We start from the raw sequence: 13754 nt of genomic DNA, 5'->3' as shown, positions 1-13754 counted from the left end.
AAGCGTCCGCCAAGCCTGCCCGGCTTCGACCAGCCTATGGCACCCGAACCCATGTCAAATCGGGCCTAGGTGCGGATGTTCCGGGTCCGTTGTGGGTGGGTGGGGTCGGGTGGTCTCGGTGCGGGTGTGCGGGTCCGTTGTGGGGCCTGTTGGGGCAAGTGGACTCGGTGGGTGCGCTGAGGGTCCGTGTGGTGCGGTGGGGGCTAGGCGGGGAAGGTGGCGGGGTTGTGGGTGAAGTGGCCGCCGATGACGGTGGCGGCGATCGCGATGTCGCCGATCTTGGAGATGTCGCTGGTCAGGGGGTTGGATTCGAGGATGGCGAAGTCGGCCAGCTTGCCCGGGGCGATGGTGCCGAGGGCGTTTTCCTGGCGGCACGCGTAAGCGGCGCCGATGGTGTAGGCGGAGAGCGCTTGGTGGACGGTGATGGCTTCGTCCGGGCCGATGGGGTTGCCTTCCCTGGACCTTCGTTCGGCCATGAACTGGATGGCGCGCAGTGGTTTGCCGTCGGCCACCGGGCGGTCCGAGCTGCCGGCCAGGGGGATTCCGTGGTCGAGGAAGGACTTGCCCCGGTACATCCAGGGTGAGCGTTCGGGGCCCATGATCTTGGCGTAGTCGTCGCCGTAGGCCCACAGGAAGGTCGGCTGGATCACCGGGATGACGCCCAGTTCGGCGATGCGGGCCAGTTGCTCGGGTCGGACCAGGCCGCAGTGCTCGATTCGGTGTCGGGCGTCCGGGCGGGGTGTGGTTTGCAGGGCTTCGGAGAGGGCGTCCAAGGCGAAGTCGACGGCGCGGTCGCCGATGGCGTGGACCGCCAGTTGCCAGCCGGCTTTGTGGCCGTCGATGATCGCGGCACGCATGAGGTCCGGGTCGTCCTGCAGTTGGCCCGATGTCGACATGCCTTCGTACGGCCAGGTCAACGCGGCCGTGCGGGCCATCATGCCGCCGTCGGTCCACAGCTTGAGCGGGCCGATGGAGAGGCGGTCGTCGCCCAGGCCGGTTCGCAGGCCCAGGGGCACGGCGCGGCGGATGCCGTCGTCGGCGTGGGCGGCCACTGGTTCCAGGCGGTCGGCGGAGATCATCAGTTGGATGCGGATGGGCAGGGTGGCGCGTTGGTAGGCCTCGACCTCCAACGGGCTGCTGCCGATCAGGCCGCCGCCCACGCCGGCTTCGGCGGCCAGGACCACGCCTTCCCGGAGGCACTGGTTCGCCCCGGACTCGACGTCGGCGGCGATGTCGTCCAACGAGTACGGGAGCCGTAGAGCGCGCACGGCGGTCTGGGCGGCTTCGGCGAGGAAGCCGGTCGGGTTGCCGGTCTCGTCACGTTGGGCGTCGCGCAAGGCCGAGGCGGGGAGCACGGCGAGCACGTCACCGCTGACGACACAGGCGTGGCCGGACAGGTCCTGGACGTAGACGCGCGGCCCGATCAGGTCCAGGTCGCGCGAGGTCAGCGGGCGGTCGAGGGCGCGGTGGTCGTAGCCCGCCGCCTCGACCCAGCCCGAGGCGCGCGGTGCGCCGCGCAGGACTTCCAAGACCTGGGCGACGGTCTTGCAGGAGGAGACGTCCGGGGTCCTCGCCGCACGTCCGGCCCACGCGAGGTGGTTGTGGGCGTCCACGAAACCCGGCAGCACGACCGCGCCGTCGAGGTCGACCACGCGGCGCGCGGGCAGGTCCGCGACGTCGTCGTCCAGGCCGACGACCCTCCCCGCCCAGACCCCGATCACCGACGCCACCGGCCGGGCCGGGTCCATGGTCACGACCTGCCCGCCAACCACCTTGAGGTCAAGGATCACCCGCAAAGGCTAGCCCACGAGCACTTAGGTTAGGGTTGGATAACTTAGGCGAGCCTATCCAAGGAGGAGCTCCATGCGGGTCGTCATGTTCGGCTACCAGACCTGGGGTCACCGCACGCTCCAGGCACTGCTGGACTCCGAGCACGAGGTGGTGCTGGTCGTCACGCACCCCAAGAGCGACCACGCCTACGAGCGCATCTGGAGCGACTCGGTCGCGGACCTGGCCGCCGAGCACGGCGTCGAGACGATCATCCGCAACCGGCCGGACGACGACGAGCTGTTCCAGCGCCTCAAGGAGGTCGAACCGGACGTCATCGTCGCCACGAACTGGCGCACGTGGATCCCGCCGCACATCTTCACCCTCCCCAAGCACGGCACGCTGAACGTGCACGACTCGCTGCTCCCCGCCTACGCGGGCTTCTCGCCGTTGATCTGGGCCCTGATCAACGGCGAGAAGGAGGTCGGCGTCACCGCGCACCTGATGGACGACACCCTGGACGCGGGCGACATCGTGCTCCAGCGCGCCGTCCCCGTCGGCCCGCGCGACACGACGGCGGACCTGTTCCACAAGACGCTGGAGCTGTTCGGGCCGATCACCGTGGACGGCCTGGCCGAGATCGCCAAGGGCCGCACGGACTTCACCAAGCAGGACCGGTCGAAGGCCAGCTTCTTCCACAAGCGCGCGGAGGAGGACCTGCGCATCGACTGGACGTGGGGCGCGGAGGAGCTGGACCGGCTGGTGCGGGCGCAGTGCGCGCCGTACCCGAGCGCGTTCGCGTTCCACAAGGGCAAGCGGCTGGAGATCGTGGAGGCCGAGGTGTCCAAGGAGCGCTACGGCGGCACGCCCGGTCGGATCTTCTACCGCGAGCGCGACGGTGTCGCGATCGTCGCGGGCGCGGAGGCCCGACGCGGCCGCAACCACGCCCTGCTGGTCAAGCGGGTGCGGACGGAGGACGGCGTCGAGCTGGGCGCGACGGAGTACTTCACGCACATGGGCGGGTACCTCACGAGTCGACCCTGAGCGAGGCCTGGCGCACGACGAACAGGAACGCCCAGGTGAGGACGATCAGGACGGCGTGGGCGATGAGGGGCCCCGGGGACTTCTCCACCAGGACCCAGCCGACCCACGTGTAGGTGACCAGGGCGCCGGCCGCCACCGCGTACCGGTGGGCGGCGCCCCAGGTCGTGCTCCGGCCCCACCAGGTCAAGGCGGTGGCGGCGAGGACCGTGAGGGCGACCTTGAGGCCGAAGCCGGTCCAGTCCTCGGGCACGGCGACGAAGATCGAGGACACCAGGAACGCGCCGATGCCGAGTGGTCCCGGGCGGGGCGCGCGTCGGTCGGTGGTGGCGCGCGGCCGGATCAGGAAGGCGATGGCGATCAGTGCCAGGACGGTGACGGCGGCGCCGAGGCGTTGAGCCGGCGTGGCCATGAAGCCCTCCTGGGCGAGGAGGATCCGGAAGACGAGCGCCGAGCCGGCGACGAAGACGAGCGCGAGGACGATCAAGCCCTTCCGGCCGAGCCACGGAGTGCCGCGTCGTCGCCAGGCCAGTGACTCGACCAGGGCGATCGGCACGCCGATGCTCCAGACGGCGTGGCCGACGACGAACGAGTAGCCGTTCAGCGCGCTGATCCCCAGCGCCGGGATCGGGGTGACGGCCTGGAACTCGTACTCCTCGAACGCCGGGTTGAACAGCGACTGGTCCAGCAGTCCTGCTTCCAGCACGCCGTAGGCCAAGCCGAGGACGAGGATGGTCGGCCAGCCCCGACCCGTGCGCCGGACGACCTCGCGGATCAGCAGCGCTCCCCCGCCGTACATCGGCGCGAGGACGATCAGCGCGCCGATCTCGGCCACCGGGAGGTTGCCCAGGACGTACTCGCCGATCAAGGGCGCGAGGAGGAAGAGGATCAGGGCGGCGCGGAGGTTGCGGGACATGCCAGGCAACGCTAGGAGCGGCCCTGGCCCGGCACATCGGGCCTGAGATCGGTGTCCGGGCTCCGTCCTTAGGCTGAGCGCGGGCGGACGAGTCCTACTTCGTAGGCCAGGACGACGGCTTGGACGCGGTCGCGGAGGCCCAGCTTGCGCAGGATCGCGGACACGTGCGTCTTGATCGTGGCCTCGGTGAGGACGAGGTGCTCGGCGATCTCGGCGTTCGAGAGGGCCAGTGAGACCAGGCGGAGCACCTCGACCTCACGGCTGGTCAACGCGTCCAGCGCACGTGGGGACGGCGCCGGGAAGGTGTCCACGAAGCGGTCCAGCAGGCGGCGGGTCACGGACGGTGCGAGGAGGGCGTCGCCGCGTGCGATCACGCGGACGGCTTCGACCAGTTCCGCCGGCCGCACGTCCTTGAGCAGGAAGCCGCTCGCGCCGGCGCGCAAGGCCGCGTAGACGGAGTCGTCCACGTCGTAGGTGGTGAGGACCAGGACGCGGGCGGGACTGCCGGAGGTGACGATGCGGCGGGTCGCTTCCAGACCGTCCACGGTGGGCATCCGGACGTCCATCAGGACGACGTCCGGGTTCAGGGAGGCGGTGAGGTCCACCGCTTCGACGCCGTCCGCCGCCTCGCCGACGACGTCGAGGTCGTCGCGAGCCTCCAGGATCATGCGGAAACCGCCGCGCACCAACGCCTGGTCGTCGGCGACGAGGACGCGGATCACGCGGTCACCGCCAGCGGCAGGCGGGCGTGCACGCGGAAACCACCGTCGGGCAACGGGCCCGCGTCGACCGTGCCGCCGAGGAGCGCGGCGCGTTCGCGCATCCCGGTGATGCCGCGCCCGAACGCGGGCACGCCGCCCCGGCCGTCGTCGCGCACTTCCAGTTCGAGCACGCCGGAATCGTTGCGCACCAGCACTTCCGCGCGACTCGCGCGGGCGTGGCGGAGGGTGTTCGTCAGGGCCTCCTGCACGATCCGGTAGGCCGACAGGTCCACACCGGCGGGCAGCGGCACGGGTTCCCGGGTCACCTCGACGTGCAGGCCGGCGGCGCGCAACGGCTCCACGAGGTCGGCCAGCCGGTCCAGGCCCGGGCGTTCCTCCGGCCGCACGGCGCCGAGGAGCTTGCGCAACTCCTCGAGCGTCGCCCGGCCCGTCGCGTCGATCGAGCGCAACGCCTCCCTGGCGCGGTCGGGGCGTCGGTCGAACACGTCGTCCGCCGCCGCGGCCTGCACCACGATCACCGAGACGCCGTGCGCGATGACGTCGTGCAGCTCGCGGGCGATCCGGGCCTGCTCCTCACCGACCGCGCGTTGCGCCGCTTGTGCCAGCGCGACCCGCCGACTGCGCACGGCTTCGCCCACCGCCGCGACGACCACGGCGACGGCCAGCACGAACTGCGTGTCCTCGGGGGTCGTGGTGCGGAAGTTCAGCGAGATCACGCCGAGCAGCAGGACCAAGGCGGGCAAGGAGAACTTCGGTGCGCGTGCGGCGGCCAGCGAGCCCATGGCGACGAGCGCGGCGAGCGGGAAGACCGTCATCGGCGCGACCAGCTGCACGACCAGGCCGCCGACCAGCGCGATGCCCATGACCGGCACGGGATAGCGGCGCCGCCACCACAGCGCGACGCCGGACACGACCGCGAGCAGCGCGGCGGACGCCGTGATCGCGGTGGTGGAGGTGGACGTCCCGACGACCATGAACGCGACGAGCACCGCGACCGAGGCCGGCACGAACACGTCGAACGACTGTCGAATGCGGCGCACGGTTCGGGATTATTCCGGACGATTTCGGCCCCGGTGTTCCGCTCGGCGCGATCATCGCTGATCATGGGGTGCATGAGCGGCAAGCGGTCGACAGCGGTTGTCAGCGGTGTCCTGGCGCTCCTCGTGATCATCGCCGGCTGCGGCAGCGACATCCTGACGCCGAACACCCCCACCACCGCCCCGGTGCCGACGGGTCCGGCTTCGCCCGGCGACGACCCGGCGGCGCAGTTGGCGGCGTTGACCTTGGCGCCCGAGGGGAAGATGACGGGCTACAGCCGCGACCGGTTCCCGCACTGGAGCGCCCAGGGCGACGGGTGCGACACGCGGGAGGTGGTGCTGCAGCGGCAGGGCGCGGACGTGCGGGTCGGCGACAGCTGCAAGATCACCTCGGGGACCTGGACCAGCGTCTACGACGGCAAGGTCGTGACCGACGCGGGCGAGCTCGACATCGACCACACGGTGGCGCTGGCCGAGGCGTGGCGTTCGGGTGCGGACAAGTGGACCGACGAGCAGCGGGAGAAGTTCGCCAACGACCTCGGCGGGTTGCAGCTGATCGCGGTGACGGCGGCCAGCAACCGGTCCAAGGGCGACCAGGACGCGGCCAAGTGGAAGCCCCCGGTGCAGACTTACTGGTGCACGTACGCGCGGGCCGTGGTGTCGGTGAAGACGCTGTACGCGCTTTCCGTGGACGAGGCGGAGCGCGACGCGTTGGGCGCGATGCTCAAGACCTGCTGACCGGGTCGCTCGACGCGTGGCGTCGGGGTTGGCGGTGGGTCCAGCCACGGGTTCACGGGCGACAAGGTCGAGCGGGTCGAGAACGAGGTGGGCGGGCCGGCCACGAACGTGGTGCAGGCCGGTGTCGCCAACGGCCCCGTCACGATCAACGTGACCGGGCCGGGGCGAGGGCGGCGTTCCAGGCCGACAACGGCATCTTCGGCGCACCCCCACTCGACTTGGGCGGGCCGCCGCTGGGCAACCCGTCTCGACGGTGTCGGCGTCGCCGGGTCGTCGGGGTGTGCGAGCCGAGGGCTCCGGCAGGGTCTCCCCACCACCCGATCGGCTCGAGGACACCGAGTGCCGTGGCGGTAGCAGGCGATCCCCGGTTTCGATCCTGCCACGAGGGACCGACAAGACGGCGGCGGCGAGGGCCGGTTGTGGACAACTCGCGCGGGGTTCAAGGGCGCAGGGACATGCGCGGGGTTCAAGGGCGCAGGGACATGCGCGGGGTTCAAGGGCGCAGGGACTTGCGCGGGGTTCAGGGGCGCAGGGACTCGAGCTGGTCGACGATGTCGGTGTAGGCCTCGGCCCGGCGGACCCACGCGGCGAAGCCGGAGGTGGCCGAGGGGATCTCGCCCAGTGGTGAGATCGGGTCCGCGACGCCGTACTCGAGGCGGTAGGCGACCAGGGCGACGGCGGCCTCGACCCAGCGGGAGGGGTCGGGGGTGGTGATCTCGCCCAGGCCGACGCGGAACCACAGCGGCAGGCGGGTGTCGGCGGACAGGGCTCGGTTCAGGCGGCGGCGGGCGATGTCCAGGACCTCCTGGCGCGCCTTCTCCCCCGCCACGACGGCCTCCGCGCGCCACGGCTCCTCGGCGGCCAGCCGGTCGGCGGCCAGCCGGTGGGAGGCGGCACGCGCGCCCGCCTCCTGCGCGTTGACCCGCCACTCCAGGTTCTGCACCTCGTGCTGCAGCGCGTCGCGCTCGAAGCGCGGCATGCGGCCGGTCGAGAGCTTGGCCAGCCCGGCGTCCCGCTGCTGCGCCAGCGACTCGTACTCGGCGACCTCGGCCTGCAGGTCGGCGCGCACGGAGTCGGCCAGCAGCTCCTGCTCGGCGTCCCACGCGGCCCGCAGCGCGTTCACCGTCTCGGCGATGCCCTCGGTCGAGTCGAGGTCCTCGTCCGGGCCCGAACCGGCGCCGGACAGCCTGCGCTCCAGCACGTGCAGGCGCGCGCTCACCCGACCGAGCTCGGCCGTCAGCGCCTGGGTGGTGGCGACGAGATCAGCGACGGTCGGCTCGACCTCGTCGAGCCGTTCCTTCTCAGTGGGCACGCGGACCAGCCAACCGCACCGCGCGGCCGCGTCCAGGGACAGAACCGGAAAACCACGCGTACGGGCCGACACAAACCCCCGGCCTGGTTAACGTTCGATCACACACCGTGACACCAGCTTGAACCCGCACCAAACGGTGTATGTCTGGTACATGTCGAGGTCGGTGCACGAGACGGAACGCAAGTACGAGGCCCCCGGTGGCGCCGCGCTGCCGGACCTGACCGACCTGCCCGGCGTGGCGGCCGTGGCGGGACCCGAGGAACAACGCCTGGAAGCGGTCTACTACGACACCGCGGACCTGAGGCTCGCCCGGGCCGGGTTGACGATGCGCCGGCGCACGGGCGGTGACGACGCGGGCTGGCACCTGAAGCTGCCGGCGGGCGTGGACACGCGCGAAGAGGTGCGGCTGCCGCCCGGCCGCGCGGCCAAGCACCCGCCCAAGCAGCTCGGCTCGCTGGTCCAGGTGCACGCGCGCGGCCACGAGCTGTCGCCCGTCGCGCGCATCCAGACCACCCGGCAGCGCTGGCAGCTCGTGGACGACAAGGGCCGCCTGCTCACCGAGGTGGTCGAGGACCTGGTCTCCGGGCAGTCCCTGGCCGACGGCTCGCCGGTCGACTCGTGGCGCGAGATCGAGGTCGAGCTGGGCGAACGCGGTGACGTCGCGCTCCTGGACCGGGTCGAGGCACGGCTGGCGGACGCGGGCATCACCCGGTCCACGTCGTCGGCGAAGCTGGGCCGCCTGCTGGCCGACCGGATCGCCACCACCACGCCGCTGACCACGTCGGGCAAGTCCGCCGGCGACGTGGTGCTGGCGTACCTGCGCGAGCAGGCCGACGCGTTGAAGCACCAGGACCCCAGGGTCCGCCGGGGCGAGGACGACGCCGTGCACCAGATGCGGGTGGCGACGCGCCGGATGCGCAGCGCGCTCCAGGCGTTCGGCACGATCGTGGAACGCGACGACACGCGTGAGCTGACCGACGAGCTGAAGTGGCTCGCGGGCGTGCTCGGCGAGGCCCGTGACCTGGAGGTGCTGCGGACCCGGTTCACCGATCACCTGGCCCGGCTCGACGACGGGTTGGTGCTCGGCCCGGTGCACGCCCAGCTCACCCGGCACTTCGCGCCGTTGGAGGCCGCCGCGCACGAGGCGGCCGTGGCGGCGTTGGACAGCGAGCGGTACTTCGCCCTGCTGGACGCGGTCGACGCGCTGGTCGCCGAACCGCCGTTCACGCCGGCGGCGCAGGCCAAGGCCGCGAAGGCGCTGCCCGAGCTGGTCGACAGGACCTACCGCAGGCTGGCGAAACGGGCCGAGGGCGCGCACGACGACGTCTCGCTGCACGAGGCGCGCAAGGCGGCCAAGCGGCTGCGGTACGCGGTGGAGGTGTCCGAACCGCGGATCGGCAAGCGGGCCAAGGAGTACCGCAAGAAGGTCAAGGCGGTGCAGGAGCTGCTCGGCGAGCACCAGGACGGCGTGCTGGCGCGGCCGGTGCTGCGCGAGCTCGGCGCGAAGGCGCAGCTCGACGGGGAGAACGGCTTCACGTTCGGTCTGCTGCACGGTCTGGAGACGGCCGCGGCGCAACGGGTGGAGGACCGGTTCCCCGCCGCGTGGCGTCGTCTCGGCAAGCCGAAGCTGCGGTAATTGGTCTGGACCTTGACAGCTCCTGGGCCGGCTGAAACGGTGGCGTGAGCCGCCGCTCGGTGATCCACGCCGGCCAGGAGGACGTCAGTGCTTCTCACAGAAGGCGCCGGACGGCGCGGGTTCGGTCGAGCGCTCGTCGCGCTGCTGTTCGTGGGCGCGGTGGGCGCGGCGGTTCCCGCCCAAGCAGCTCCGGAGACGCCGTTGCAGCACATCGTGCCCGCTCCCGTCAGTGTCACCCCGCGGCCGGGCGTGACCTTCACGCTCAGCGCGGACACCAGGATCTACACCCACCCGGGCTCGGCCGACGCGAAGGAGGTCGGCGAGTTCCTCGCGGGCGTCCTGCGTCCGTCGACCGGCTACCGCCTGCCCGTCGTGCCCGGCGCGTCCGGCCGGCACATCTCGCTGCTGCTCGTCGGCGCGGACGCCCGCGTCGGCGCGGAGGGCTACCAGCTCGACGTGACGAAGCGGGGCGTGCTGATCCGGGCGCGCACCGCGGCGGGCCTGTTCGCGGGCGTGCAGACGTTCCGGCAGCTGCTGCCCGCGAAGGTGGAGGCGAAGACCAGGCAGCCCGGGCCGTGGACCGCGCCCGGCGGCCGGGTGCTGGACCACCCGCGCTACGCCCACCGGGGCGCGATGCTCGACGTGGCCCGGCACTTCTTCTCCGTCGACGAGGTCAAGCGGTACATCGACCAGATCGCGCTCTACAAGGTCAACCGGCTGCACCTGCACCTGACCGACGACCAGGGCTGGCGGCTGGAGATCAAGAGCTGGCCCAACCTGACCGCGCACGGCGGCAGCACGGAGGTCGGCGGCGGTCCCGGCGGCTTCTACACCCAGGAGCAGTACCGCGACCTGGTGGCCTACGCCGCCGCACGGCACATCACGGTGATCCCGGAGATCGACCTGCCGGGCCACACCAACGCCGCGCTCTCGTCGTACCCGGAGCTGAACTGCGACGGCGTCGCGCCGCCGCTCTACACCGGCATCGAGGTCGGCTTCAGCTCCCTGTGCATCGACAAGGACATCACCTACCGGTTCGTGGACGACGTGCTGCGCGAAGTGGCCGCGTTGACGCCGGGCGAGTACCTCCACATCGGCGGCGACGAGGCCCACGCCACCACCGACCCGGACTTCGACCTGTTCATGGACAAGGTCCTGCCGCTGGTGGCCAAGCACGGCAAGACCGCGACCGGCTGGCACGAGTTCGTGAAGGCGGGCCCGCCCGCGTCGGCGGTGCCGCAGTTCTGGGGCACCAAGACGGTCGCGCCGGACATGGTCGAAGCCGCCGCGCGCGGCAGCGAGATCGTGCTGTCGCCCGCGACCAAGGCGTACCTGGACATGAAGTACGACGCGAACACCAAGCTCGGGTTGAGCTGGGCCGGGTACACCGACGTGCAGGACGCGTACGACTGGAACCCCGGCGCGTACCTCGAAGGCCTGCCGGCCGAGGCGGTGCGCGGCGTCGAGGCGCCGCTGTGGAGCGAGACCATCACGAACACGGCCGACCTGGAGTACCTGGCGTTCCCGCGCCTGCCCGCGATCGCGGAGCTGGGCTGGTCGCCGTGGTCGACGCACGACTGGGAGAAGTTCAAGGTCCGGCTGGCGGCGCAGGCCGACCGGTGGGACGTGATGGGCGTGAACTACTACCGGTCGCCGCAGGTTCCCTGGAGGTAGTGCCCCGGTCGGGGGAGGCGGCCCGGCGCCGCCTCCCTCACCACGGCTTCTCCACCAGGACGGTCTTGGTCTGCTGGTAGTGGTCGATCACGGCGCGGCTGCCGAGGTCGGACCGGAACGTGTTCAGCCACACGCGTCGCGCGTGGATCCGCCGTGCGACGCGATCGGCCACGGCGGTGTCGCGGGACCAGACGCCCGCGCCGACGCCGCGCGTGGTCTCGTTCGCCGCCTTCACCGCGTCGTCGAGGTCGTCGAACCTGGTCAGCGACACGAGCGGGCCGCCGACGTCGGCCTGGTCGAGGCACGTCCGGCCCTCCAGGACCGTCGGCGTGACGTAGTACCCGCCGGCCAGCTCGCCGGGGAGCTCCGCGCGCTCGCCACCGCGGATCAGCCGGGCGCCTTCGAGCTGGGCGGTCTCGACGCGCGCCAGGAACTCGTCCACCTGCTCACGGCTGGTCAGCGCGCCGATCGTGGTCGCGGTGTCCAGCGGGTGGCCCGGTCGGATCTGCGAGGTGCGCTCGGTGACGTCGGCGAGGAACCGGTCGTAGGCCGGGCTCTGCACCAGCGCCTGGTCGAGGGCGAAGGTGGTGACGCCCCGCAACGCCTTGTCGTAGAACGCGTCGCGGTGCGCGGCGACGTCGGCGAAGAAGACGTGCGGGTGCCTGCCGGTCTCCGACGGCCCGCGGGTGAGCCCGTTCACGACGTTGACCACACCGGGCGGCAGCAGGTCGGCGATCAGGCCCACGAGCACGTGGATCGACGCGGGGGTCTGCTCGGCGGGCTTGAGCACCACGGCGTTGCCGGCCGCCAGCGCGGGCGCGAGCCTCTCCGCCGCCATGAGCAGCGGCCGGTGCCACGGCACGACCTGGCCGACCACGCCGAGCGGCTCCGGGAAGTGGTAGGCCGTCAGGCCCTCGCCGGGCCGCGAGATGCCGCCCTCCTGGGCCCTGACCACGCCCGCGAAGTGGCGGAAGTGGTCCACCGCCGACGGCAGGTCGGCGGCCAGCACCTCGGCGATCGGCTTGCCGCCCTCCCAGGTCTCGGCCACCGCGAGGGCTTCGAGGTGGTCCTCGACCCGGTCGGCGATCTCGGTGAGCACGTTCGCCCGTTCGGCGGCCGACGTGCGGCCCCACCGGCGGGCGGCGCCGTGCGCGGCGTCCAACGCCCGGTCCACGTCCTCGGCCGTGCCCCGGGCCACCTCGGTGAACACCTCGCCGGTGACGGGGGTGCGGTCGGCGAAGTAGCCGCCCTCGGCCGGCGGCGCGTACTCGCCCCCGATGAAGTGGTCGTACCGGTCCCGGTACGACACCACGCTGCCCTGCGCACCCGGCGCCGCGTACCTCGCCATGTCCGCCCCTCCTCGCGTTGGTCGTGGGGCAGCAGCGTGGGACGCACGACGTTGCAACCGCGTTGCACCCGAACGGATCAGCGTTTCGCTTGCCGCGACCGGCGCGGGCGGGTCATCCTGGTCGGGGAGGCGCCCATGCAACCGGACCCGCGACGGCTCGCGCACGTGCACGAGGCGGTGCTGGGCGGTGGCCCGGCGCACGGCGCGCGCGAGCTGATCCTGGAGTCCTGGCGGCGGTCGCTGGCCGCGCGCGTCGACCCGGACCGGCACGAGCCGCCCGTGGTGCTCGACCGGGCCGAGGTGGTCGACCGGCGCGGCGCGCACCCGATCGCGGCGGCGATGCCGGTGCTGCGCGAGACCTTGCTGGGCTTCGCCGACGAGGCCGAGCACGTCATGATCATCACCGACGCGGACGGCAACATCCTGTGGTGCGAGGGCGCGAACGCCGTCCGCTTCCTGGCCGAACGGGTGCGGCTGACCGAGGGCGCGTGCTGGGCCGAGGACGCCATCGGCACGAACGCGATGGGCACGGCGCTGGCGGTGGGCAAGCCGGTGACCGTGCACTCCGCCGAGCACCTGGTGCGGACCTACCACGGGTGGACGTGCGCGGCGAGCCCGGTGCGCGACCCGGACACCGGCCGCACGATCGGCGTGGTGGACGTGAGCGGGCCGTTGAGCAGCACGCACCCGGCGCTGGTCGCGCTCGTGTCCGCCGCGGCCCGGTTGGCCGAGGGCCAGTTGCGGGTGCGGTCGGAGACCCGGGACGAGCGGCTGCGGTCGGTGAACATGCGGCACCTGATCGGCTTGCGCGGCGAGCCCGGCGCGTTGCTGAGCCCGAGCGGTCGGGTGCTGGCCGCCGAACCGCACAGCCTGCTCCAGACGCGGGTGGACGTCACCGGCGAGACCGTGCGGCTGGCCGATGGACGGGAAGCGCTCCTGGAGCCGTTGGACGAGGGGTATCTGCTCCGGGTGCCACGACGGGGCACGCGAAGACCCGTGCTGTCGCTGCGGTTCCTGGGTGATCCGAAGGGGTCGCTGGACGGTCGGGCGCTGCCGCTGTCGTTGCGGCACGCGGAGCTGCTGACGGCGCTCGCGCTGCACCCGCGCGGGCTGACGGCCGAGCGGTTGGCGCTGCACCTCTACGGCGAGCGCGGCAACCCGACCACCGTGCGCGCCGAGCTGCACCGGCTGCGCGCCCAGCTCGGCGGAGTGCTGCTGACCAGGCCGTACCGGCTGTCGGCGGACGTGCGCGGCGACTTCCTGGCGGTGCGCGACGCGCTCCACGCCGGTGACGTGGGCACGGCCGCGGCGGCGTACCGGGGCGAACTGCTGCCCCGCTCGGAGGCGCCGGTGGTGTGCGAGGAGCGCGAAGACCTGGCGGCGGCGGTGCGGCGGGGCGTGCTGGAGCGCGGCGACGTCGAGGCGCTGTGGGCGTTCGGGCTGGTGGCGGAGGACGTGACCGTGCTGGAACGGCTGGTCCGCCTGCTGCCGCGCACGGACCCGCGCCGCGAGGTGGCGGCGACCAGGTTGCGGCGGGCGCTGGGGTGACCGCGACGCCGGACG

At 72.4% G+C, this 13754-nt stretch carries 11 protein-coding genes; 5 read left to right on the top strand and 6 right to left on the bottom strand.

The window, feature by feature from the left end; genetic code table 11:
* Positions 1-203: 203 nt before the first annotated feature.
* Positions 204-1790 (bottom strand): amidohydrolase, encoded by a 1587-nt coding sequence (locus AB0I91_RS15535; RefSeq protein WP_499637258.1) that lies wholly within the window; start codon positions 1788-1790, stop codon positions 204-206.
* 73 nt (positions 1791-1863) lie between these two features.
* Here AB0I91_RS15535 and AB0I91_RS15530 point away from each other — a divergent pair, with 73 nt between their 5' ends.
* On the top strand, positions 1864-2811 hold the full coding sequence (locus AB0I91_RS15530; protein ID WP_499637257.1) for a methionyl-tRNA formyltransferase: 948 nt from the start codon (positions 1864-1866) through the stop codon (positions 2809-2811).
* Here AB0I91_RS15530 and AB0I91_RS15525 read toward each other — a convergent pair.
* The 3 genes from AB0I91_RS15525 to AB0I91_RS15515 all read right to left on the bottom strand — a co-directional run bounded on the left by AB0I91_RS15525 (position 2795) and on the right by AB0I91_RS15515 (position 5486).
* Positions 2795-3724: an AF_0692 family protein gene (locus AB0I91_RS15525; RefSeq protein ID WP_499613562.1), complete on the bottom strand. Its 930-nt coding sequence runs from the start codon at positions 3722-3724 to the stop codon at positions 2795-2797. The genes AB0I91_RS15530 and AB0I91_RS15525 overlap by 17 nt on opposite strands.
* Positions 3725-3792: 68 nt before the next feature.
* On the bottom strand, positions 3793-4446 hold the full coding sequence (locus tag AB0I91_RS15520; protein WP_499613565.1) for a response regulator: 654 nt from the start codon (positions 4444-4446) through the stop codon (positions 3793-3795).
* Positions 4443-5486 (bottom strand): sensor histidine kinase, encoded by a 1044-nt coding sequence (locus AB0I91_RS15515; protein WP_499637255.1) that lies wholly within the window; start codon positions 5484-5486, stop codon positions 4443-4445. The genes AB0I91_RS15520 and AB0I91_RS15515 overlap by 4 nt, the downstream gene beginning before the upstream one ends.
* A 72-nt stretch (positions 5487-5558) precedes the next feature.
* On the opposite strand from AB0I91_RS15515, the gene AB0I91_RS15510 reads away from it, so the two are divergent.
* Positions 5559-6221, top strand: coding sequence for an HNH endonuclease family protein (locus AB0I91_RS15510; RefSeq protein WP_498783629.1), 663 nt, complete (start codon positions 5559-5561; stop codon positions 6219-6221).
* A gap of 520 nt (positions 6222-6741) precedes the next feature.
* Here the strand turns inward: AB0I91_RS15510 and AB0I91_RS15505 are convergent.
* Entirely contained in the window at positions 6742-7533 is a 792-nt protein-coding gene (locus tag AB0I91_RS15505) for a hypothetical protein (RefSeq protein WP_498783631.1), read from the bottom strand.
* A gap of 163 nt (positions 7534-7696) precedes the next feature.
* Here AB0I91_RS15505 and AB0I91_RS15500 point away from each other — a divergent pair, with 163 nt between their 5' ends.
* Both AB0I91_RS15500 and AB0I91_RS15495 read left to right on the top strand, forming a co-directional pair.
* Positions 7697-9169, top strand: a complete 1473-nt coding sequence (locus tag AB0I91_RS15500; RefSeq protein WP_499637252.1) for a CYTH and CHAD domain-containing protein — start codon at positions 7697-7699, stop codon at positions 9167-9169.
* A gap of 87 nt (positions 9170-9256) precedes the next feature.
* Positions 9257-10843, top strand: coding sequence for a beta-N-acetylhexosaminidase (locus tag AB0I91_RS15495; protein WP_498783635.1), 1587 nt, complete (start codon positions 9257-9259; stop codon positions 10841-10843).
* A 37-nt stretch (positions 10844-10880) separates the two neighbouring features.
* On the opposite strand, the gene AB0I91_RS15490 is transcribed toward AB0I91_RS15495, so the two are convergent.
* Positions 10881-12191, bottom strand: coding sequence for an aldehyde dehydrogenase family protein (locus AB0I91_RS15490; protein ID WP_498783637.1), 1311 nt, complete (start codon positions 12189-12191; stop codon positions 10881-10883).
* A 135-nt stretch (positions 12192-12326) separates the two neighbouring features.
* Between AB0I91_RS15490 and AB0I91_RS15485 the strand changes: the two genes are divergently transcribed.
* A complete protein-coding gene (locus AB0I91_RS15485; protein ID WP_499637249.1) occupies positions 12327-13739 on the top strand; it encodes a GAF domain-containing protein in 1413 nt (470 codons plus the stop codon).
* Positions 13740-13754 lie beyond the last annotated feature (15 nt).

It is taken from the genome of Actinosynnema sp. NPDC049800, from assembly GCF_040656635.1.
Taxonomy (GTDB): Bacteria; Actinomycetota; Actinomycetes; order Mycobacteriales; family Pseudonocardiaceae; genus Actinosynnema.
This window is presented reverse-complemented; position numbering and strand designations above follow the sequence as displayed.

Bases quoted from the DNA above. Each gene is read 5' to 3' on its own strand.
- AB0I91_RS15490 (WP_498783637.1), bottom strand. From the start codon at position 12,191: ATGGCGAGGTACGCGGCGCCGGGTGCGCAGGGCAGCGTGGTGTCGTAC.
- AB0I91_RS15485 (WP_499637249.1), top strand. From the start codon at position 12,327: ATGCAACCGGACCCGCGACGGCTCGCGCACGTGCACGAGGCGGTGCTG.
- AB0I91_RS15525 (WP_499613562.1), bottom strand. From the start codon at position 3,724: ATGTCCCGCAACCTCCGCGCCGCCCTGATCCTCTTCCTCCTCGCGCCC.
- AB0I91_RS15510 (WP_498783629.1), top strand. From the start codon at position 5,559: ATGAGCGGCAAGCGGTCGACAGCGGTTGTCAGCGGTGTCCTGGCGCTC.
- AB0I91_RS15530 (WP_499637257.1), top strand. From the start codon at position 1,864: ATGCGGGTCGTCATGTTCGGCTACCAGACCTGGGGTCACCGCACGCTC.